The sequence below is a fragment of the Microbacterium sp. 2RAF4 genome, assembly GCF_052115285.1.
Classification (GTDB): domain Bacteria; phylum Actinomycetota; class Actinomycetes; order Actinomycetales; family Microbacteriaceae; genus Microbacterium; species Microbacterium oxydans.
This window is the reverse complement of record NZ_JBFRGI010000002.1, coordinates 771295-792296: the sequence shown is the minus strand read 5'-3', so window position 1 is coordinate 792296 and position 21002 is coordinate 771295. Positions and strand designations below refer to the sequence as shown.

Genomic DNA, 21002 nt, shown 5'->3' with positions numbered 1-21002 from the left:
GACAACAAGGAGAACGAAGTGACCGAAGCGGCTGCTGCCACTTCCGAGACGGCCGCCGGCACCACGCAGGCCGAGCCGGCTCGCGACTCGCGTGACGGCCGCCGCGGCGGCCGTGGCGACCGCAACCAGGGTGGCGGTCGTGACCGCAACTCCCGTGACCGCGGCGACAACCAGTTCCTGGAGCGCGTCGTCACCATCAACCGCGTCTCGAAGGTCGTGAAGGGTGGTCGTCGCTTCAGCTTCACCGCCCTCGTGGTCGTCGGTGACGGCAACGGTCTGGTCGGCGTCGGCTACGGCAAGGCCCGCGAGGTCCCTCTGGCGATCTCGAAGGGTGTCGAAGAGGCCAAGCGCAACTTCTTCCGCGTTCCGCGCGTCGGCAGCACCATCCCGCACCCCGTGCAGGGTGAGGCCGCCGCCGGTGTGGTCCTGCTCCGTCCGGCTGCCGCCGGTACCGGTGTCATCGCCGGTGGTCCGGTCCGCGCCGTGCTCGAGTGCGCCGGTATCCACGACGTGCTGTCGAAGTCGCTCGGCTCGTCGAACACGATCAACATCGTGCACGCGACGGTCACCGCCCTGAAGCAGCTCGAGGAGCCTCGTGCGGTCGCCGCACGTCGTGGCCTCGAGTTCGACCAGGTTGCCCCTGCGCGTCTCGTGCGCGCCGAGGCAGACGCCATCGCCGCACAGAAGGTAGGTGCCTGATGGCCGCGCGACTGAAGGTCACGCAGATCAAGTCCAAGGTGAGCGAGAAGCAGAACCAGCGCGACACGCTGCGCAGCCTCGGTCTGAAGCGGATCGGTGACACCACCGTCCGCCCCGACGACGCGCAGACGCGCGGTTACGTCAAGACCGTCGCCCACCTCGTCAAGGTTGAGGAGATCGACTAATGGCCGAGAAGAACGAGGCCGTCGAGGCTGAGAAGGCCCCGAAGAAGGCCGCGGCTCCCAAGGCCGCCGCCGAGAAGAAGCCGGCTGCGAAGAAGGCTCCGGCCAAGACCGCTGCCGCCGACGCCAAGGCTGAGGGCGCTGCCAAGAAGCCTGCCGCCAAGAAGGCGACGCCGGCGAAGGATGCTCCGGCATCCCGCCCCGGCGTGCTGAAGGTGCACCACCTGCGTCCGGTCCCTGGATCCAACACCGCCAAGACTCGCGTCGGCCGTGGTGAGGGCTCCAAGGGTAAGACCGCTGGTCGTGGAACCAAGGGCACCAAGGCGCGCAACACCGTTCGCGTCGGCTTCGAGGGTGGGCAGATGCCGCTGCACATGCGCACCCCGAAGCTGCGCGGGTTCAAGAACCCGTTCCGCGTGGAGTACCAGGTCGTGAACCTGGAGAAGCTCGCGGAGCTGTACCCGAAGGGTGGCGACGTCACCGTCGGCGACCTGGTCGCCAAGGGTGCCGTTCGCAAGAACGAGAAGGTCAAGGTTCTCGGAAACGGCGACATCGCCGTGAAGCTCACCGTTTCGGTCGACAAGGTCTCGGGTTCTGCCGAGCAGAAGATCGTCGCGGCTGGCGGATCCGTCAAGTAACCGCACAGCAAGAGGGGCCGGAGATTCTCCGGCCCCTCTTGTGGTTTCACACTCCGAGACCTTGCTCTGGGGCCGCATCCGGCGGGCCTGGTATCGGTGGCGAATTCCGGGAAGCCCGGTTTGCGTTACCCTGGTCTTTCAGCCGTCCTTCGGGAATCGGCAACCTTTTCAGGAGGAACGTCCTTGTTTAGCGCCATCGCGCGGATCTTCCGCACCCCAGACCTGCGGCGGAAGATCGGTTTCACTCTCGCCATCGTCGCGATCTACCGACTCGGCTCCAACGTCCCGGCTCCGTTCGTGGACTTCCCGAACGTCGAGGAGTGTCTCGCCGCCAACGCCGGCACCGATGGCCTGCTCGGGCTGGTCAACCTGTTCTCCGGTGGTGCACTGCTGCAGCTGTCGATCTTCGCGCTCGGTGTCATGCCGTACATCACCGCGACGATCATCACGCAGCTCCTGCGCGTGGTCATCCCGCACTTCGAGGCGCTGCACAAGGAAGGACAGGCCGGTCAGGCCCGTCTGACGCAGTACACGCGTTACCTCACGATCGCCCTCGCGCTGCTCCAGTCGACGACTCTCGTCACGGTGGCGCGCAGCGGCCAGCTCTTCGGAACGACGGACCTCGCTGCCTGCCAGCAGCTGCTGACGAATGACGTGTGGTGGGCGCAGCTGCTCATCATCATGGCGATGACGGCCGGTACCGGTCTGATCATGTGGTTCGCCGAGCTCGTCACCGAGCGCGGCATCGGCAACGGCATGTCGCTGCTCATCTTCACCTCGATCGCCGCGACGTTCCCCGGCGCCATGGGTCTGATCTGGCAGACCAAGGGCTTCGAGGTCTTCCTGTTGGTTCTCCTGGTCGGGATCATCGTGATGGGGCTCGTCGTGTTCGTCGAGCAATCCCAGCGACGGATCCCCGTGCAGTACGCCAAGCGCATGGTCGGTCGACGCACCTACGGCGGCACGAACACCTACATCCCGATCAAGGTGAACATGGCGGGTGTGATCCCCGTGATCTTCGCCTCGTCGCTGCTGTACATCCCGGCTCTCATCGCGCAGTTCAACACCCCGCAGGACGGATCGACTCCGGCCGCCTGGGTGACCTGGATCACGACGAACTTCACGACCGGCAACAGCCCCGTGTACATGGCCGCCTACTTCCTGTTGATCATCGGCTTCACGTACTTCTACGTGGCGATCACCTTCAACCCGGTCGAGGTCGCGGACAACATGAAGAAGTACGGCGGGTTCATCCCCGGCATCCGTGCGGGGCGTCCGACGGCCGAGTACCTCGACTACGTGCTCACCCGCATCACGCTTCCCGGCTCCCTCTACCTCGGTCTGATCGCGCTCATCCCGCTCATCGCCCTGGCCACCGTCGGCGCCAACCAGAACTTCCCGTTCGGCGGCGCCTCGATCCTCATCATCGTCGGTGTGGGTCTCGAGACGGTCAAGCAGATCGATGCGCAGCTGCAGCAGCGACACTACGAAGGGCTCCTCCGATGACAGCTTCCGCACGTCTTCTCATCGTCGGCCCGCAGGGCTCCGGCAAGGGCACGCAGGGCGTGCGGATCGCCGAGTCCTACGGCATCCCGGTCGTGTCGACCGGCGACATCTTCCGCGCGAACATCAAAGAGGGAACGCCCCTCGGCCAGCAGGTCACGGCGATCCTCGACAAGGGCGACCTCGTTCCGGACGAGCTGACCAGCGAGATCGTGCGCGACCGTCTGTCGCAGGAGGACGCCGCGCATGGTTTCCTCCTCGACGGCTACCCGCGCAACACCGCACAGGTGGCCCACCTCGAGTCTTTCCTCTCCGAGCGGGGCGAGGCGCTCGACGCCGTCATCCTCCTCGACGTGCCGCGCGAGGAGAGCCTGGAGCGTCTGACGCTCCGTGCGACCGAGCAGGGACGCTCCGACGACACCCCCGAGGCCATCGGTCACCGTCTCGACATCTACGAGAACGAGACCGCCCCGATCCTCGAGGTCTACGGCGCCAAGGGCATCGTCGACCGCATCGACGGCGTCGGCTCGCTCGACGAGATCACCGAGCGCATCGCTCAGGCGTTGGCCGCGCGCGGCCTGCGCCCAGCGGTCTCCACCTCCTGAGATGTTCCGCCGGTCGATCTACAAGACCCCGGCTCAGCTGCGGGCCATGGTGGAGCCCGGGCTGATCACGGCAGCGGCACTGGATGCCGTCCGCCCGCTGATCAAGGCCGGAGTCACCACCCTCGAACTCGACACCGTGGCGAACCGCACGATCCTCGCCCGCGGCGCCGAGTCGAATTTCCAGCTGGTGCGCGGTTATCACCACACGACCTGCATCTCCGTGAACGAGCAGGTCGTGCACGGGATCCCGGGGGAGCGCGTGCTCCAGTCCGGTGACATCGTGTCGGTCGACTGCGGTGCGCAGTTCCGCGGATGGAACGGCGACAGTGCGATCACGGTCGTCGTGCCCGACCCGGAGCGGCCGGAGCTCGTCGCCCGCCGCGAGGAGCTCTCCCGCGTCACCGAGGGGTCGATGTGGGCGGGGATCGCAGCCATGGCGTCCGTGTCGTCCATCGACGAGATCGGTGCGGCCATCCAGGACTACATCGAGGCTCAGGGGCCCTCAGCGGTCTCCGGCGAGCCCTACGGCATCCTGCGCGAGTACGTGGGCCACGGCATCGGGCGCAAGATGCACGAGGCACCCAGCGTCTTCAACTACCGCACGCCCGACCGTGGTGAAGAGGTGAAACCCGGTCTCGTGCTCGCGATCGAGCCGATGGTCACCGCCGGCGGAGATGCGACCTTCATCGAGGAGGACGACTGGACCGTCACGACGGTGGACGGTGCGGACGGCTCCCATTGGGAACATAGCGTCGCCCTGCATGATGGGGGTATCTGGGTGCTGACTGCGCCCGATGGTGGAAGAGCCGGACTCGCCCCGTTCGGGGTAGAGCCTCGAGAGATCGGAAAGTAATGGCAGCGGCGAAGAGCAACACCAACTGGTTCGCGATCGGCGTCTCGATCGCCGTCGTCGTGGTGCTGGTGGCGATCGGCGGTCTCGTGGTGTTCCTCAACAACCAGGCCACTGCGCCCGGTGCGACGCCCAAGGCCAACGACACGTTCAACTCCGAGACCGGAGCGATCTCGTTCGGGGACGGCGAAGACACGATCGCGGTGTTCGTCGACTTCCAGTGCCCGGTCTGCAAGACCTTCGAGGACCAGTTCGGTGGACAGCTGGAGGCTGCGGCGGCCGACGGTCGTATCACCCTCGAGTACCACCCCATCGCGATCCTCGACCGGTTCTCCCAGGGGACCGAGTACTCGTCGCGCTCGGCCGGTGCTGCGGTGTGCGTCGCCGAGTCGAACCCGGAGCTGTACCTCGACTTCGCCAAGACGCTGTTCGAGAACCAGCCCGCGGAGAACACCTCGGGTCTGACCAACGACCAGCTCGCGGGCTTCGCGACGCAGGTCGGCGCGGACGACGCAGTGTCGTGCATCACCGATGAGACGTACCGCAAGTTCGGTGCCGCCCAGGCGAAGTCGCACGAGATCGGCGGTACGCCGACCGTCGAGATCAACGGCACCCGCCTCAACCTGCAGGACCAGGCCGACCTGAAGAAGTTCACCGACCTGATCAGCTGAACCGGCTGCTCGTCCGCCGCACGCGGTCAAGTTGCCGGATGGCTCCGGAGCGTCTAACATAGATCTTTGGTGCTTTGTGCCTTGATTCGGCGTGTCCGGCGGCGCAGCACCGCAATCCCATCACCCACCGCAGATCGACCGATCTGCAGAAGCGTCAGCGAGGCTATGGCTAAGAAAGACGGTGTCATCGAGATCGAGGGCGTGATCTCCGAGGCTCTGCCCAACGCGATGTTCCGCGTTGAGCTCAGCAACGGACACAAGGTCCTTGCAACGATCTCCGGCAAGATGCGGCAGAACTACATCCGCATCATCCCCGAGGACCGCGTGGTCGTGGAGCTCAGCCCCTACGACCTGACCCGCGGCCGTATCGTCTACCGCTACCGCTGATCGGTCGAGAAGTAACGGCCTGCCCCTGCCGGGGGCGGTACGAAGACAGCGAACAGGAAACATCATGAAGGTCAACCCCAGCGTCAAGCCCATCTGCGATCACTGCAAGGTGATCCGCCGTCACGGCCGCGTCATGGTGATCTGCAAGAGCAACCCGCGTCACAAGCAGCGCCAGGGCTGAGTCCCTGGCGGGACCGCCGGTCTGATCGACGGGCCCGCGCTGTGCGGCATCGCTCACGCACATCTCACAACTGAAGACACAACGGCAGGATCAGAACCCGCGGAAGCGGGGGACACCTCGGGGCGGAGGCCCGGGCACCGATCCTGTTCCACACCTCCACAACACCCAGGAGAACCGCATGGCACGTCTTGCCGGCGTTGACATCCCGCGCGACAAGCGCGTGGTGATCGCCCTTACCTACATCTACGGCGTCGGCCGTACCCGCTCGGTCGAGATCCTCAAGGCGACGGACATCGACGAGAGCATCCGCGTGAAGGACCTCAGCGACGACCAGCTGATCGCCCTCCGCGACCACATCGAAGGCAACTACAAGGTGGAGGGTGACCTGCGCCGCGAGGTTGCAGCAGACATCCGCCGCAAGGTCGAGATCGGCTCCTACGAGGGCATCCGCCACCGTCGTGGTCTCCCGGTCCGTGGTCAGCGCACCAAGACCAACGCCCGTACCCGCAAGGGCCCGAAGCGCACCGTCGCAGGCAAGAAGAAGGCCCGCTAAGCGCGGCCCCAGGGACTAGGAGAACACTTTCATGGCTGCACCCAAGGCCGCCGCGCGCAAGCCGCGCCGCAAGGAAAAGAAGAACATCGCGCTGGGCCAGGCCCACATCAAGTCGACGTTCAACAACACGATCGTCTCGATCACCGACCCGTCCGGCGCCGTCATCGCCTGGGCTTCGTCGGGTGGCGTGGGCTTCAAGGGCTCCCGCAAGTCGACCCCGTACGCCGCCGGCATGGCTGCCGAGTCCGCTGCCCGTCAGGCTGCGGAGCACGGCGTCAAGAAGGTCGACGTCCTCGTGAAGGGTCCGGGCTCCGGCCGCGAGACCGCGATCCGTTCGCTCCAGGCCGCTGGCCTCGAGGTCGGTTCGATCCAGGACGTCACCCCGCAGGCGCACAACGGCTGCCGTCCGCCGAAGCGTCGCCGCGTCTGATTCGCGTGTCGAGCCGCTCGGCCCCTTCGCGGCCTGAGCGGCTCGACGCCCGCGTGCGGGCATCGATTTCCACAACTCAAAACCTCACCCCACCACATGTCATATAGCGGGCATGTGATCGAAAGGAACACAGAGTGCTTATTGCACAGCGTCCCACACTGACCGAGGAAAAGATCGTCGAGAACCGTAGCCGGTTCATCATCGAGCCTCTGGAGCCCGGCTTCGGTTACACGATCGGCAACGCGCTGCGCCGCAGCCTGCTGTCGTCGATCCCCGGTGCTGCTGTCACCAGCGTTCGCATCGACGGCGTGCTGCACGAGTTCAGCACCATCCCCGGCGTGAAGGAGGATGTCACCGAGATCATCCTCAACATCAAGCAGCTCGTCGTCTCGTCGGAGCGCGATGAGCCCATCACCGCGTACCTGCGCAAGACCGGTGCGGGCGAAGTCACCGCCGCTGACATCTCGGCTCCGGCCGGTGTCGAGGTGCAGAACCCCGAGCTCGTCATCGCGACGCTGAACGACACCGCGAAGTTCGAGCTCGAGCTCACCATCGAGCGTGGCCGTGGCTACGTCTCGGCGACGCAGAACCGCAACGAGTACGCCGAGGCCGGTCAGATCCCGATCGACTCGATCTACTCGCCGGTCCTCAAGGTCAGCTACCGCGTCGACGCGACCCGTGCCGGGGAGCGCACCGACTTCGACAAGCTCGTCCTGGATGTCGAGACCAAGTCGGCGATCAGCCCCCGCGACGCCGTCGCTTCGGCTGCGAAGACGCTCACCGAGCTGTTCGGTCTCGCCCGCGAGCTGAACGTCGAGGCCGAGGGCATCGAGATCGGCCCGGCGCCGGTGGAGGCAGTGAACTCCAGCGAGCTGTCGATGCCGATCGAGGACCTCGACCTGTCGGTCCGCTCGTACAACTGCCTGAAGCGTGAGGGCATCAACACCGTTTCCGAGCTCGTCGCCCTGTCGGAGACGCAGCTCATGAACATCCGCAATTTCGGCCAGAAGTCGGTCGACGAGGTGCGCGACAAGCTCATCTCGCTCGGTCTGTCGCTCAAGGATTCGGTGCCCGGTTTCGACGGCGCCCACTTCTACGGCGGCAGCGAAGACGAGTCCTTCTGATACCCGACCTTTCTGACCAGGAGTTAGACGATTATGCCCAAGCCCACTAAGGGTCCCCGCCTCGGAGGCGGCCCCGCCCACGAGCGCCTGATGCTTGCCAACCTCGCGGCGGCGCTCTACACCCACAAGTCGATCAAGACGACCGAGACCAAGGCCAAGCGCCTTCGTCCGCTCGCCGAGCGACTGATCACGTTCGCCAAGCGTGGCGACCTGCACGCGCGTCGTCGCGTGCTGTCGGTCATCGGTGACAAGGAAGTCGTGCACGTCCTGTTCTCCGAGATCGCGCCGCTCGTCGCGGACCGTGAGGGTGGCTACACCCGCATCACGAAGGTCGGCAACCGCAAGGGCGACAACGCTCCGATGGCCGTGATCGAGCTCGTCCTCGAGCCCGTCACCCCGAAGGCGAAGTCGACCAAGAAGGCCGCCGCTCCGAAGGCCGAGAAGGCGGAGGAGCCGGCTGAGGTCGTCGAGGAGGCTCCCGCTGAGGAGGCTCCCGCCGACGAGACCGTCGAGGCCGGCGCCGAGTCGCAGGCCGAAGGCGAAGCCGCTGAGGCTGCTGCCGAGGACGCTGTCGAGAAGAAGTCCGAGTAAGCACTCGCTCACGGAGAAGCCCGCCACCCTTTCGGGGTGGCGGGCTTCTCCGTGTCAGGGGCGACGTCGTCAACGCGCGCGCAGATCCTTGCGCAGGATCTTCCCCGAGCTCGATTTGGGAATCACATCGATGAACTCCACCTGCCGGACCTTCTCGTGCGGTGCCACGTGTGCGGCCACGTGCGCCATGACCGCCTCGGCATCGAGGTCGGCGCTCGGCTGACGGACGACGAACGCCTTCGGCACCTCCTGCCCGTCTTCATCGAAGGCACCGATGACGGCGGCATCGGCGATGGCGGGGTGCTCGAGCAGCACGGCTTCCAGCACGGCGGGCGCCACCTGGTAGCCCTTGTACTTGATGAGCTCCTTGAGCCGGTCGACGATCCGGTAGATGCCGTCGTGCGTGACGGTCGCCACGTCGCCGGTGTGCAACCAGCCATCGGCGTCGAGCATCTCCGCCGTGGCATCCGGACGATTGAGGTACCCGACCATCACCTGGGGGCCGCGCACCCACAGCTCACCGGGCTCGCTCGCTCCCGACTCGGGCACCGCGACGTCTTCGCCTGACTCGGGGTCGACGAGGCGTGCTTCCGTGTTCGGAACGAGGGGACCGATGCTCGAACGGTCGATGTCGGTGCGTGTCTCGGAGGTGAGGTTCACCGCGGGACTGGTCTCGGTCATGCCGTATCCCTGGGTGACGATGCAGCCCAGCCGGTCGGCCACCGCCGAGGCCAACGCTCCGTCCAGAGGGGCGGCACCGGAGAAGACGACCTTCACCGAGGAGAGGTCGTACTGGTCGATGATCGGGTGCTTCGCGAGGGCCACGGCGATCGGCGGCGCGACGAATACCCAGGTGGTGCGGTGCTCGGCGATGATGCGCAGGAACTCGGGAAGGTCGAACTTCGGCATCGTGACGAGTCCGGCGCGCTGTCGCAGTGCGAAGTTCAGCAGCACCGTCATGCCGTAGATGTGGAAGAAGGGCAGGACGGCGAGCACCCGGTCGCTCGCATCGACGCCGAGCACCGGGCCGCACTGCGACACGTTGGCGACCAGGTTGCGGTGCGTGAGCATCACGCCTTTCGGGCGTCCGGTCGTTCCCGAGGAGTAGGGGAGCACGGCGAGGTGGGTGGACGGGTCGAAGGACACGTCCGGTGCCGGGTGCCCTTCGCCGAGGAGCGCAGCGAGCGAGGGGTGTCCCTCCGCGCCGTCGAGCACGATCACATGATCGGCGTCGAAGCCGAGCTTCTCGGCAGCGGCCTGAGCTCCGGGGAGGAGCGGGGAGACGGTCACGAGCCAGGTCGCGCCGGCATCTGTGAGCTGATTCGCGATCTCCTCCGCGGTGTAGAGGGAGTTGATCGTGGTGGCCGTCGCCCCGGCGCGGAGGATGCCGTGGAACACGGTGGCGAACGCCGGGACGTTCGGGCAGAGGATCCCGACCGTCGTCCCCACACCCACTCCGCGAGCCGCGAGAGCGCCCGCGAACAGATCGATCTGCCCGACGAGTTGACGATAGGTGGTGGTCGCGCCGCTCATGCCGTCGACGAGAGCGACGGTGTCGAGTTCGGCGTTGGTGAGGTCGCCGAAGAGGAACTGGTGGATGGAGACCTCGGGGATCTCCACATCGGGATAGGTACTGCGAACCATGAGATCTCCTTCGATCCGGGCAGGCTGACGACGTCGTCGAATGCGATCCAGTGTCGCACACAATGGCACTGCGTCCCAGGGGAAGCGGTGCACCCGCGAGTCAGACGGCGGCGCGATACCGGGTGCTCGGGCGGCCCTTGGTCGAGTAGTCCAGGGAGCGCGTCGCGCTGCCGGACGCGGCGAGGTGCTCGAGGTAGCGGCGGGCGCTGACGCGCGAGATGTCGAGGTCTTCGCCGATCTCGGTCGCCGACGCATCGGGGCGGGCGACGAGGGCGGCGGAGACACGGTCGAGCGTCTCAGCGCTGAGGCCCTTGGGCAGGCCGAGCCGCTGCCGGAAGGCGATGATGGCATCCGCCGCCTCCACCCGGCGGACCACGTCGTGCAGTTCGGTGTGGTCGCGCAGCAGGAGCGTCGCACCGATCCCTCCGGTGTCCGCATCGCTTCCGGTGCTCCGGGCGACGAGCACGTGCGACCCCACGATCACCGGGCGTCCGGCGGACTCGCCCTCTCGGAGCACGGTCGTGAGCTCCTCGCCCAGCGCGTCGGCGGCGGGCTCGCCGTCGAGGTCAGCCGCATCTCGGCCCAGGAAACGGGCGGCGGCGTCGTTCACGAGCGTGATCCGTCCGCCGTCGTCCACCGTGATGACCCCTTCGCTCAGACCGTGCAGCGTCGTCTCCTGGTTCTTGACGAGGGCGGCGATCTGATGCGGCTCGAGACGGTAGATGCGCCGACGGATGATCGAAGTCACCCACGCCGATCCGAACACCCCGAGCACTGCGGCGGCCAGCATGGCGGAGATCAGCCACACGAGGTTGGACGAGAACTCCTCGCTGAGCTCCGACTCGAGGATGCCGACGGACGCGGTCCCGATCACATCGCCGTCGTCGTCGCGGATGGGCACCTTCACCCGCCAGGAGGTGCCCAGCGTGCCGGTCTGCGTGCCGACGTAGATCTCGCCCGAGAGCGGGATCGACGGGTCGGTGGAGACCTTCTCTCCGATGCGGTCGGGGTTCGGGTGGGAGTAGCGGATGCCGTCCTCATTGGCGACGACGACGTAGGCGAGATCGGACGCCTCGCGGATGACCTCGGCGATGGGCTGGATCGCGGCGGACGGCTCGACATCGTCGAAGGCCGCGTGCACCGTGGGGAGCGCGGCGATCGACTGCGCGACGGCCTGCATCCGATCCTTGTACGCCTCACGCAGCGCCTGCTCCTGGAATGCACCGGCCACGATGCCGGTCGCCAGGGTCACCAGGAACACGATCAGCGCTTGCAGCACGAGCAACTGCACGCGGAGCGTCATCTTCGAGGCCACGTGCTCATTCTGGCCTCTCCACGAGTGGGGCGCGAGCGGGGTCGGGAGCCGCTCGCGACCAATAGTTCCGAAACTCCGACCAATGGTTTCCGAAGCTGGAGCACGGGCACTCCGACCTTCATGGTGGATCCACAGCATCACGAACGCTCAAGGAGGAGCGCACATGAAGAACGCACGCATCGGAACGTGGACCGCGCTGGCCGCGGTGGCCGCACTCACACTCACCTCGTGCGCCGGAGGCAGCGCAGCGACCGACGACGGGGGAGGGGACGCCGAGGTCGCCGCGATCACCGACGTCTCGATCGTCGTGCCGGCGGACCCGGGCGGTGGATGGGATCAGACCGGACGTGCCCTGTCGCAGGTGCTCACCCAGGACGACCTCGTGACCTCCGCTCCCGTGACCAACGTCGGCGGCGCGGGCGGCACGGTCGGTCTCGCGCAACTCGCGAACGAGAAGGACCCGAACACGCTGATGGTGATGGGCCTGGTCATGGTCGGCGCGGTCGAGACCAACGCCTCGGCGGTGCGGATCGAGGACACCACCCCGATCGCCCGACTCACCGACGAACCGCTCGTCGTGGTGGTGCCGGCGGACTCGAAGTACGACACCCTGGAAGACCTCGTGGAGGACATCGTCGACAACGGCCAGTCCGTCACGATCACGGGCGGCTCCGCGGGCGGCGCCGACCACATCCTCGCCGGACTCATGCTCGAGGAGGCCGGGCTCGACGGCGCCGAGATCGCGGAGAAACTCAACTACACCCCGAATTCCGGCGGCGGGGAGGCTGTTCCGCTGCTCATCGGCGGCAAGGTCGCTGCGGGCATCTCGGGGGTGGGCGAGTTCGCCCAGCACGTAGAGAGCGGCGCGCTCAAGGCCTTGGCGGTGTCGAGCGACGAGCCGGTGTCGCAGCTTCCCGACGTGCCGACCATCACCGAAGAGGGCTATGACGTGGTGCTCACCAACTGGCGCGGGGTGATCGCCCCCGGCGGCATCTCCGACGGCGAGAAGGACGAGCTCGTGCGGGTGATCACCGAACTGCACGAGTCCGAAGCCTGGACGGAGCAGCTCGAGACCAAGGGGTGGACCGACGCGTTCCTGGTGGGCGAGGAGTTCGACGAGTTCCTCACGGGGAACATCGACGAGGTCACCGCGACGCTGAAGAACATCGGTCTGGTGCAGTGACATGACGGTCCCCGCATCGTCGGGGACCGGGGAGCAGGGGGTGCGGGTCGACCACGGCGGTCGGCCCGCACGCCGCTCTCCCTCCGTCCCCGTCGGCGAACTCGTGTTCGCCGGAATCATGGTCGCGCTCGGTGTCTTCGCCGTCGTCGGCATCTTCCTGATCCATGTCCCCGTCGGCATGAAGGCCGGCCCCACGGTCTTCCCGATCTTCGTCTCCGTGATCCTGCTCGCCTCAGCGGTCGCCGTGCTCGTCGGCGTGCTGCGCGGGGAGCGCGGCGGTGCCGAAGAGGCGGAAGACATCGATGAGAGTCTGCCCACCGACTGGGTCACCCTCGCCAAGCTGGCCGGGCTCGTCGTCGCGCACCTGCTGCTCATCGAACCCCTCGGATGGGCACCCGCCGCGGCCCTGCTGTTCGGCGGGGTGGCGTGGTCGCTCGCCGCCAAGCGGTGGTGGATGGCATTCCTCGTCGGCATCGTCGTGGCGCTCGTGATCCAGATCGTCTTCGGCGGTCTGCTCGGTCTGTCGCTGCCGTGGGGCCCGGCTCTCGGCTGGCTCGGAAGGATGTTCTGATGGACAGCTGGACTCTGCTCCTGGAGGGCTTCGCGACCGCGCTGCAGCCCGAGTACCTCGCCTTCGCCTTCCTCGGGGTCTTCGTCGGCACCGCGGTCGGCGTGCTCCCCGGTATCGGCCCCGCCATGACGGTGGCGCTGCTGCTGCCCCTCACCTACACGCTCGATCCTGCCGCCGCACTGATCACCTTCGCCGGCATCTACTACGGCGGCATGTACGGCGGCTCCACCACGAGCATCCTGCTGAACACCCCGGGGGAGTCGGCCTCGATCGTCACAGCCATCGAGGGCAACAAGATGGCCAGGATGGGACGCGGTGCTGCCGCCCTCGCCACCGCTGCCATCGGATCGTTCATCGCCGGCACGCTGGCGACCCTCGGGCTGACCCTCCTCGCGCCGCTGCTCGCGCAGTTCGCGGTGAATCTCGGACCCGCCGACTACGTCGCCCTCATCGTGATCGCCTTCATCACTGTCGGTGCGCTGATCGGCAGCTCGATCTCGCGCGGGATGCTCTCGCTCGGCGTCGGCCTGTTCCTCGGACTCGTCGGCACCGACTGGCTCTCCGGGCAGCAGCGCTACACGCTGGGTCTGCCCGCGCTGTCGGACGGCGTCGACATCGTGCTGGTCGCCGTCGGGCTGTTCGCGGTCGGGGAGACGTTCTACATCGCGGCCCGGCTGCGACACGGGGGCATCGACGTGATCCCGGTCACCCGCGGGTGGCGGTCCTGGATGACGAAGTCCGATTGGCGCAGGTCCTGGAGGCCCTGGCTGCGGGGCACCGCGATCGGGTTCCCGATCGGGACGATCCCCGCCGGTGGCGCGGACGTGGCCACGTTCCTGTCCTACGCGACAGAGCGGAAGCTGTCGAAGCACAAGGACGAGTTCGGGCGCGGCGCGATCGAGGGCGTCGCCGGGCCCGAGTCGGCCAACAACGCCGCCGCGGCCGGTGTGCTGGTGCCTCTGCTCACCCTGGGCCTGCCGACCACGGCGACCGCGGCGATCATCCTCACGGCGTTCCAGTCGTACGGCATCCAGCCGGGGCCGCTCCTGTTCGAGAGCCAGTCGAACCTGGTGTGGGCGCTCATCGCGAGCCTCTACATCGGCAATGTGATCCTGATCGTGCTCAACCTTCCGCTCGTGGGCATGTGGGTGAAGCTGCTGCAGATCCCGCGGCCGTACCTGTACGCGGGCATCTTGCTGTTCGCGGTTTTCGGTGCGTATGCGCTGCACAGCTCGCCGTCGGACATCGTGATCCTGCTGATCGTCGGCATCCTCGGCTACTTCATGCGCAGATACGGATACCCCGTGGCGCCGCTCGTGGTCGGGATGATCCTCGGACCGATGGCGGAGGAGCAGCTGCGCAAGGCACTGCAGCTGAGTCAGGGCGACCTGAGCACGCTGGTCATGCAGCCGTTCGCCGCCATCGCCTACGGGGTGCTCGCACTGCTGATCGTCGGAGGCCTGTGGCTGCGACGCCGTCAGCGCCGGTATGAGCAGGCGCTGACCGAGTCGATCGCCGTGCCGATCAAGGCGGACTCCGAGGTCTGATCCGGGAGTGGATTCGAGAGGACAGGAGGCCGCGAGTAGGCTGATCCGGTGAATGATGTCCAGGCCCCCGCACGAGGGCCTCGTGCCTACACGGCGTTCATCGGGATCGGCCTTCTCGCCGGCCTCCTCTCCGGTCTCTTCGGCGTGGGAGGCGGCACGGTCATCGTCCCGCTGCTGGTGCTCCTGCTGCACTTCGATCAGCGCCTTGCAGCGGGCACCTCGCTCGCCGCGATCGTGCCGACCGCCAGCGTGGGAGTGATCTCGTACGCGACGACCGGATCGGTGGCCTGGATCCCGGCGATCATCCTCGCCGCAGGTGCTGTGGTGGGCGCGCAGATCGGCACACGACTGCTGCCGCGCATCTCGCAGACCGCCCTGCGCTGGGGCTTCGTCGGCTTCCTGGTCGTCGTGATCGTCAGCCTCTTCCTCGTGATCCCGTCGCGCGATGCCGCCTTCGAACTCACCTGGATCACCGGAATCGCTCTCGTCGGAGTCGGCATCGGCACCGGTATCCTCGCCGGGCTGATCGGCGTCGGCGGTGGGGTGATCGTCGTCCCCGTGTTGATGCTGGCCTTCGGCACGAGCGACCTGGTCGCCAAGGGCACCTCGCTGCTCATGATGATCCCGACGGCGATCTCGGGCACCGTGGGGAACGTCCGCAACCGCAACGTCGATCTGCTGGCCGCGCTGCTCATCGGCGTCTCGGCCTGCACGACCACCGCTCTCGGCGCGTGGCTGGCCACCATCGTCGACCCCACGCTGGGCAACATGCTGTTCGCGGCATACCTGGTCGTGATCGCCGTGCAGATGGCGATCAAGGCGATCAAGGGTCGCAAGCGCGCCTGAGTCCGCGTGGATGAAAGGATCTTCATCCACGGCTCATCTGCGCATCATCATCGACGGGCATCATTGGGGACATGCCCACCCCACGACGCCTCCTCGCCACCGGCGTGCTGATCGCGATCCCGGTCGCCTTCGCGGTCGGAAGCGTCGTGCTTGCGCAGATGCCGCCGTCGCCGCAGATCCCCTCCGAGCCCGTCACGGTGCAGCTGGCACCGCCGGCGCCGAGCGAGGAACCGGCGCCCGCACCTGCTCCGGTCGTACCGGCTCCCGCTCCTGCCCCGCCGCCCGCTCCGGCTCCTGCTCCCGCGCCACCGGCACCGCCCGCAGATGACGACGATGACGACGACGGCGGCGACGATGACTGAGGCGCCAACGCTGCCCCTCGACCTCGAGGGGGCCGGCTCCGCGGCGCCGCGGAATGCGCGAACGATCCGTCGCGTCTCCGCATCGACCGGTGCCCCGCTGCGGACGCTGCGCCGCCGTACCCTGCCCGCACGCTGGCGGATCACCCTGTGGATCATCCTCAGCACCGCGATCACGCTGCTCGCGGTCGGCATGATCGGCCGGAGCATCTTCCTCGCGGGCGTCGAGCAGTCGGCCAACGCGGAGATCGAGCAGGAGGCCGCGGAGTTCGTCCGTTTCGCGGAGGACGCCGCGGTCAGCGGTCACACCACCCCGGAGGACCTTGTCAGCGAGTACGTCGCTCGTCAGTCCGTGCACGAGAACGAGGTCGTGGTCGCGTCCGTCGGCGGCGAGGTGATCGCTGTCGCGAACGGACGGGTGGAGGCGACGGATCCTGCCGCGCTCTCCGCCGTGCCAGGGGGAGAAGCGCTCGTGACCGGTCTGCTCGGCCAGTCGGCGACCTCCGGTGCGATGGAGGCACCGGAGGCGGGGCCCCTGCGCTGGGGTCGGCTGGAGTTCACCGCAGGCGACCGCACCGGTGCCGTCCTGATCGTGCAGTACACGCAGGAAGCGCGGTCTCAGGTCGATGCCGGGTTCACGACGATCGCGTGGGTCGCGTTGATCGGCATCGTGCTCAGCTCAGGCGTCGCCTGGCTCGTGGCTGGCCAGATCCTCGCACCCGTGCGTGAGGTGTACCGCGTCGCCCGCGACATCGGCGAGCACGATCTCTCCGCGCGGGTGCCTGTCGACGGGACGGACGACATCGCCGCCGTGGCCACCACCTTCAACCAGATGCTCGACCGCCTCGAAGCCGTGCACGCCACGCAGCAGCGGTTCGTCGACGACGCCGGGCACGAGCTGCGCACGCCGATCACGATCGTCCGCGGGCAGCTGGAGCTCTTGAGCGAGGAGCCGGAGGAGCGGGCGGCGACCCTGCGACTCGTGAGCGACGAGCTCGACCGGATGAGCCGCATCGTGACCGACCTGCTCGTCCTCGCCCGCGCCGAGCAGCCCGACTTCGTGCGGATCGCGGAGTGCGACGTCGCCGCCCTCACTCTCGACATCGAGGCCAAGGCGCAGAACCTCGGTGATCGCCGTTGGCAGCTCATGGAGGTGGCGGAAGGCGCAGCGTCTCTCGACCCGCAGCGGGTCACCCAGGCCGTGCTGCAGCTCGCGGCGAACGCGGTGCAGGTCACGGAACAGGGCGACCGCATCCTGATCGGCTCGCGCTTCGACGGCGACGGCGGGGAACGCCGACTGCGGCTGTGGGTGCGTGACAGCGGCCCCGGGGTCGCAGCGGCTGACGCCGAGCGCATCTTCGAGCGCTTCGCCCGAGGAGACAGTTCCGGCGCACGCCGCGGTTCGGGGCTCGGACTCGCGATCGTGCGCGCGATCACCGACGGTCACGACGGCTCGGCCTGGGTCGACAGCGTCTTCGGGGAGGGCGCCACTTTCGGCATCGACATCCCCGCCCCGACCACCGCGCGGCCCCGGTCCGCGTCAGAGAGGAGCGAGTGAGATGCGCAGCATCCTGATCGCCGAAGACGACCCGCACATCACCTCGTTCGTGCGGCGGGGTCTGCGCTCAGCGGGATATGAGACCGCGGAGGCGGCCGACGGGCACACCGCCCTGCTGATGGCGCGCAGTGGCACGTTCGACCTGGTGCTGCTCGACATCGGCCTCGGGGGCATGGACGGCTTCGACGTGCTCGCGAACCTGCGCGGTGAGGGCGTCGCGACGCCGGTGATCATCCTCACCGCCCGCGATTCGGTCATCGACACCGTGCGCGGCCTGGAGAGCGGGGCCAACGACTACGTCACCAAGCCTTTCCAGTTCGCCGAGCTGATCGCGCGTGTGCGGTTGCGCATCGGAGACGGCGAGGGGCGGACTGCCGGTTCGGTGCTCAGTCACGGCGATGTGCGGGTCGATGTGCGGGCCCGCACCGTCACGGTCGACGGCGACATGCGCGAACTCACGTCGCGTGAGTTCGCGCTGCTCGAGGTGTTCCTGCAGAACGCGGGCCAGGTGCTGTCGCGCGACCAGCTGATCGGTCACGTCTGGGGGATGGACTTCGATCCGGCCTCCAACGTGGTCGACGTGTACGTGCGGGCGCTGCGCGGCAAGATCGGCGTCGACCGCATCGAGACCGTGCGCGGGGCGGGATACCGATTCCGATGAACACTCGTTCCGAGAACACGTCTCCCGTGGAGGAGGCGGTGGTCGAGCGGGCACGCTTCGCGACGACGCCGCCCGAGCGTCGTCCGCTGCCCGTCGGACGCCGATCCGTGAGCCAGCGGCTCGGGCCCGCGGGTGCGCTCCGCGTCGCCGTGCTCGGACTCGTGCTGACGGCCGGGGGCGGGATGCTCCTGGCCGCGCTGACCCGATCGCCGGGGAGCAGCGCGCCCACCCTGCCGATCGCGGTGACGCTCGCGGTCTTCCTGCTTGCCGTATGGGCATGGACATCGACGCGTTTGGACGACACGCTCGTCGCCTTCCTCGCCGCGATCGCCCTGATCGTCACCGGGGTGCTGCCGGCACGCGACTTCTTCGCCTCGCTCGGCGACGAGACCATCTGGCTGCTCATCGGGGCGTTCGTGATCGCCTCCGCGGTGGCCACCTCTGGGCTCGCCCTGCGTGGCGCGGCCCACCTGCTGCGATTCGCGCGGGGTCCACGGAGCCTGTTCCACCTCGTGACGGTCGCGCTCACGCTCACCGCTTTCGCCGTACCGGCGACGTCAGGGCGGGCGGCGCTCGCCGTCCCCGTGCACACCGCGGTCGCCACAGCGCTTCCCGGACGCGACAGGGTGATCCGTGCGCTGGCGCTCCTGATGCCGACCGTGGTGCTGCTGTCGGCTGTCGGCTCGCTGCTCGGGGCCGGAGCGCACATCGTCACGGACCAGCTGCTGCGCGCCGCAGGGGAGGAGGGCTTCACCTTCTCGAGCTGGCTCTGGCTCGGACTGCCGCTCGCCGTGGTGTCGTCGCATCTGGCGTGCGAGATCATCCTCTGGCGCTTCACCAGGAGGGAGGACCGCACCACACGTCTTCGACTGAGCACTGCGGAGATCGGCCAGTCCGCGACGACGGCTGTGACCGGGCCGCTCAGCACCCTGGAGCGACGAGCCGCCCTGCTGCTGGGCGCGGTGATCCTGCTCTGGGCCACCGAGCCGCTGCACCACCTGTCGCCCGCCCTGGTCGCGCTCCTCGGGGCTGTCACCGCCGTGACGCCGGGGATCGGCTGCCTGGCGTTCCCCGCCGCGATCAAGCGCGTGCCGTGGTCGCTGCTGCTGTTCCTCGCGGCGACCCTCGCGTTGGCGTCCGCGCTCACCACCACGGGTGCTGCCGCATGGCTGAGCTCATCGGCCCTTGCGCCGCTGCGTGGACTCGGCGCTGCCGGGGCCGTGGCCTTCGTGCTCGTCGTCATCGCGATCTCGACGGCGGCGCATCTGCTGATCCCCTCGCGGTCGGCGCGCTCCGCGGCCATCATCCCCGTCGTTATCGCGCTCGCTCCCGCCGTCGGCGTCTCCCCGATGGCTGCAGCCTTCGCCTCGACCGCGGCTGCCGGTTTCTGCCACACGCTTCCCAGTTCGGCCAAGCCGGTCGCGATGTTCGCAGACCCCGACATCGTCAGCGGCGGTTTCAGCCCGTCGGATCTGCGTCGGCTCTCGGTGGTACTGGCTCCCGCGATGTTCGTGCTCGTCGCGGTGTTCGCCCTCTGGGTATGGCCGTCGATGGGGCTGCCTCTGCTGCTCTGACCCGCAGCGCCCCGTTCACCCACCCGCTTCACTCCGCGTGCGCCGCCGGTGCACCGGTGCTCGTCGTGCCCGCACACCGGGCGCTCGTCGCCCGTTCGGGCGCAGAAGGAGGAACCATGTCCATCCACATCCCGCAGCGCATCCTGGTCGCACCCAGCGGATTCAAGGAGAGCCTGAGCGCCGAGGCCGTCGCCCAGGCGATCGCCGCCGGTGTGCGTCGGGTCATCCCCGGTGTGCAGGTGGACGAGTATCCGGTGCCGGACGGCGGGGAGGGCACGGCAGCCGCGCTCGCCGCGGCGACGGGCGGCGAGCTCATCGCCGCCAGGGTGACGGGGCCCGTCGGTGACGCGGTCGATGCCCAGTGGGCGCGACTCGGAGGGCGCGGGTCGGGAACTGCCGTGGTCGAGATGGCATCCGCCGCGGGGTTGCGACTCGTGCCCCGCGATCGCCGCGACCCCGGCGCGACCACGACCCACGGTGTCGGCGAGCTGATCGCGGCCGCATTGGAGTCGGGGGCCGAGCGGATCGTGGTCGGCTGCGGCGACTCGGGTACGAGCGATGGCGGCGCGGGCGCGCTCGAAGCCCTCGGGGCGCGCATCCTCGACCGCGATGGCGCGCCTGTGGCCGCGGGCGGTCGGCACCTCAAGGAGGCGGTGCACCTCGATCTGGCGGGCCTGCATCCGCGCATCGGCGAAGTCGAGATCGTGCTGGCGTGCAACATCCACAACGTGCTGTGCGGTCCGCGCGGCGTCGCCAGGGTGTTCGGGCCGCAGAAGGGGGCGACACCGGAGCAGGTGGAGCAGCTGGCCGAGGCGCTCGACATCTGGGCCGCCCTCCTCGAGGAGCAGAGCCCGTTCGGTGCCGCGATGGATGTGCGCACCGGCGGAGGCACTGGCGCATCGGGCGGTCTCGGGGCCGGACTGGCCGCAGTGCTCGGCGCCCGTCTCGCTCCGCGCTTCGAGGTGCTGCTCGACAGCGACCTGCTGCCCGAGCCCATCGACGGTCTGATGGCCATGGCGGACCTGGTCATCACAGCGGAAGGCGCCATCGACTTCCAGACTCCGCGGGGCAAGGTGCCGGCCGAGATCGCCATGCGCGCCCGCGTCGCCGGCGTCCCCGTGCTCGGAATCGCCGGGTCTCTGGGCGTCGGTGCTCCGACCGTGCACGACATCGGCATCGACGCGATCGCCTCGATCCTCACGGTGCCGATGCCCCTCGAACAGGCGGTGGAGCAGGGCGAAGCGCTGCTGCGAGACGCCGCGGAGCGCAGCATGCGGATGGTGCTGCTCGGATCGGCGATGTCGGCGCGGGCCGCCTGAAGCGTGCCTGA

The 21002-nt window shown here is 68.2% G+C and carries 24 protein-coding genes; 22 read left to right on the top strand and 2 right to left on the bottom strand.

What is annotated here, in order from left to right:
* Positions 1–18 precede the first annotated feature (18 nt).
* The 13 genes from rpsE to rplQ all read left to right on the top strand — a co-directional run bounded on the left by rpsE (position 19) and on the right by rplQ (position 8414).
* A complete protein-coding gene (gene rpsE, locus AB4070_RS08215; protein ID WP_269430495.1) occupies positions 19–699 on the top strand; it encodes a 30S ribosomal protein S5 in 681 nt (226 codons plus the stop codon).
* The gene (gene rpmD, locus AB4070_RS08210) at positions 699–884 is read left to right on the top strand and encodes a 50S ribosomal protein L30 (protein WP_017201575.1); all 186 of its coding nucleotides are present in this window, start codon (positions 699–701) and stop codon (positions 882–884) included. Before rpsE ends, rpmD begins: the two co-directional genes overlap by 1 nt.
* Positions 884–1519: a 50S ribosomal protein L15 gene (rplO, locus tag AB4070_RS08205; protein ID WP_061016850.1), complete on the top strand. Its 636-nt coding sequence runs from the start codon at positions 884–886 to the stop codon at positions 1517–1519. The genes rpmD and rplO overlap by 1 nt, the downstream gene beginning before the upstream one ends.
* Positions 1520–1702: 183 nt before the next feature.
* Positions 1703–3025, top strand: coding sequence for a preprotein translocase subunit SecY (gene secY, locus AB4070_RS08200; protein WP_046747821.1), 1323 nt, complete (start codon positions 1703–1705; stop codon positions 3023–3025).
* Positions 3022–3627: an adenylate kinase gene (locus tag AB4070_RS08195; RefSeq protein WP_282848433.1), complete on the top strand. Its 606-nt coding sequence runs from the start codon at positions 3022–3024 to the stop codon at positions 3625–3627. The genes secY and AB4070_RS08195 overlap by 4 nt, the downstream gene beginning before the upstream one ends.
* Position 3628: 1 nt before the next feature.
* Entirely contained in the window at positions 3629–4480 is an 852-nt protein-coding gene (gene map, locus AB4070_RS08190; RefSeq protein ID WP_441979659.1) for a type I methionyl aminopeptidase, read from the top strand.
* Positions 4480–5148 carry a DsbA family protein gene (locus AB4070_RS08185; RefSeq protein ID WP_441979658.1) on the top strand — a complete coding sequence of 223 codons (669 nt, stop codon included), beginning with the start codon at positions 4480–4482 and terminating at the stop codon, positions 5146–5148. The genes map and AB4070_RS08185 overlap by 1 nt, the downstream gene beginning before the upstream one ends.
* 165 nt (positions 5149–5313) lie before the next feature.
* Positions 5314–5535 carry a translation initiation factor IF-1 gene (gene infA, locus AB4070_RS08180; RefSeq protein WP_017201569.1) on the top strand — a complete coding sequence of 74 codons (222 nt, stop codon included), beginning with the start codon at positions 5314–5316 and terminating at the stop codon, positions 5533–5535.
* Between the two features lie 64 nt (positions 5536–5599).
* The gene (gene rpmJ / locus AB4070_RS08175; RefSeq protein WP_005050492.1) at positions 5600–5716 is read left to right on the top strand and encodes a 50S ribosomal protein L36; all 117 of its coding nucleotides are present in this window, start codon (positions 5600–5602) and stop codon (positions 5714–5716) included.
* Positions 5717–5894: 178 nt separating this feature from the next.
* Positions 5895–6269, top strand: a complete 375-nt coding sequence (rpsM, locus tag AB4070_RS08170) for a 30S ribosomal protein S13 (RefSeq protein ID WP_017201568.1) — start codon at positions 5895–5897, stop codon at positions 6267–6269.
* Positions 6270–6300: 31 nt separating this feature from the next.
* Positions 6301–6699 (top strand): 30S ribosomal protein S11, encoded by a 399-nt coding sequence (gene rpsK / locus AB4070_RS08165; protein WP_017829189.1) that lies wholly within the window; start codon positions 6301–6303, stop codon positions 6697–6699.
* Between the two features lie 134 nt (positions 6700–6833).
* Positions 6834–7823: a DNA-directed RNA polymerase subunit alpha gene (locus tag AB4070_RS08160; protein WP_021201111.1), complete on the top strand. Its 990-nt coding sequence runs from the start codon at positions 6834–6836 to the stop codon at positions 7821–7823.
* A 33-nt stretch (positions 7824–7856) separates the two neighbouring features.
* Positions 7857–8414, top strand: coding sequence for a 50S ribosomal protein L17 (gene rplQ / locus AB4070_RS08155; RefSeq protein ID WP_378874237.1), 558 nt, complete (start codon positions 7857–7859; stop codon positions 8412–8414).
* Positions 8415–8483: 69 nt separating this feature from the next.
* Here the strand turns inward: rplQ and AB4070_RS08150 are convergent, their stop codons facing one another.
* Both AB4070_RS08150 and AB4070_RS08145 read right to left on the bottom strand, forming a co-directional pair.
* The gene (locus tag AB4070_RS08150) at positions 8484–10058 is read right to left on the bottom strand and encodes an AMP-binding protein (RefSeq protein ID WP_441979657.1); all 1575 of its coding nucleotides are present in this window, start codon (positions 10056–10058) and stop codon (positions 8484–8486) included.
* 100 nt (positions 10059–10158) lie between these two features.
* Positions 10159–11373 carry a PAS domain-containing protein gene (locus tag AB4070_RS08145; RefSeq protein WP_441979656.1) on the bottom strand — a complete coding sequence of 405 codons (1215 nt, stop codon included), beginning with the start codon at positions 11371–11373 and terminating at the stop codon, positions 10159–10161.
* Between the two features lie 163 nt (positions 11374–11536).
* Here AB4070_RS08145 and AB4070_RS08140 point away from each other — a divergent pair, with 163 nt between their 5' ends.
* From AB4070_RS08140 to AB4070_RS08100, 9 genes are all read left to right on the top strand, one after another.
* Positions 11537–12556 carry a Bug family tripartite tricarboxylate transporter substrate binding protein gene (locus AB4070_RS08140; protein ID WP_441979655.1) on the top strand — a complete coding sequence of 340 codons (1020 nt, stop codon included), beginning with the start codon at positions 11537–11539 and terminating at the stop codon, positions 12554–12556.
* Position 12557: 1 nt separating this feature from the next.
* Positions 12558–13127 carry a tripartite tricarboxylate transporter TctB family protein gene (locus tag AB4070_RS08135; protein ID WP_441979654.1) on the top strand — a complete coding sequence of 190 codons (570 nt, stop codon included), beginning with the start codon at positions 12558–12560 and terminating at the stop codon, positions 13125–13127.
* Positions 13127–14674, top strand: coding sequence for a tripartite tricarboxylate transporter permease (locus AB4070_RS08130; protein ID WP_113680412.1), 1548 nt, complete (start codon positions 13127–13129; stop codon positions 14672–14674). The genes AB4070_RS08135 and AB4070_RS08130 overlap by 1 nt, the downstream gene beginning before the upstream one ends.
* A gap of 48 nt (positions 14675–14722) precedes the next feature.
* Positions 14723–15520 (top strand): sulfite exporter TauE/SafE family protein, encoded by a 798-nt coding sequence (locus AB4070_RS08125; RefSeq protein WP_441979653.1) that lies wholly within the window; start codon positions 14723–14725, stop codon positions 15518–15520.
* A 71-nt stretch (positions 15521–15591) separates the two neighbouring features.
* Positions 15592–15882, top strand: coding sequence for a hypothetical protein (locus AB4070_RS08120; protein WP_441979652.1), 291 nt, complete (start codon positions 15592–15594; stop codon positions 15880–15882).
* Positions 15875–17437 carry an ATP-binding protein gene (locus AB4070_RS08115; RefSeq protein ID WP_441979651.1) on the top strand — a complete coding sequence of 521 codons (1563 nt, stop codon included), beginning with the start codon at positions 15875–15877 and terminating at the stop codon, positions 17435–17437. Before AB4070_RS08120 ends, AB4070_RS08115 begins: the two co-directional genes overlap by 8 nt.
* Before the next feature lies 1 nt (position 17438).
* Positions 17439–18098 carry a response regulator transcription factor gene (locus tag AB4070_RS08110; RefSeq protein ID WP_441979650.1) on the top strand — a complete coding sequence of 220 codons (660 nt, stop codon included), beginning with the start codon at positions 17439–17441 and terminating at the stop codon, positions 18096–18098.
* A complete protein-coding gene (locus AB4070_RS08105; RefSeq protein WP_441979649.1) occupies positions 18095–19672 on the top strand; it encodes an SLC13 family permease in 1578 nt (525 codons plus the stop codon). The genes AB4070_RS08110 and AB4070_RS08105 overlap by 4 nt, the downstream gene beginning before the upstream one ends.
* A 116-nt stretch (positions 19673–19788) precedes the next feature.
* Positions 19789–20991, top strand: coding sequence for a glycerate kinase family protein (locus AB4070_RS08100; RefSeq protein WP_441979648.1), 1203 nt, complete (start codon positions 19789–19791; stop codon positions 20989–20991).
* Positions 20992–21002: the final 11 nt, after the last annotated feature.